The 274-nt window shown below is 31.8% G+C and carries 1 pseudogene; it reads right to left on the reverse strand.

Annotated elements, in window-relative coordinates:
• Positions 1-274, reverse strand: a pseudogene (locus tag HMPREF2837_RS09750) (DNA primase); the annotation flags it as partial.

Here is a 274-nt window from a genome sequence, read left to right on the forward strand (position 1 = left end):
TCATCAATTGTAAATCTGATTTCTTTTCTCTAAGAATATCGTTCCAGTCTATTTTTTCTTTCCCAGATTCATTATTAGGTAAATCCAGTAAAACAGGAAATCCTGATTGAGATAACTTATCAGAAAAATCTTTTCCTGCATCATCACAATCTACCGCAAGTGTCAATAAATCAGGATGATTATCGAAATAGGTGGTGGTATCACGAATTGTATTGATCAAATGCAATAACTTTGAAGGTGTTACTGTATCTAAAAATTCCAACTTCTGATTTTC

The sequence above is a fragment of the Streptococcus sp. HMSC071D03 genome, from assembly GCF_001812125.1.
GTDB classification, from domain to species: Bacteria; Bacillota; Bacilli; order Lactobacillales; family Streptococcaceae; genus Streptococcus; species Streptococcus pseudopneumoniae_N.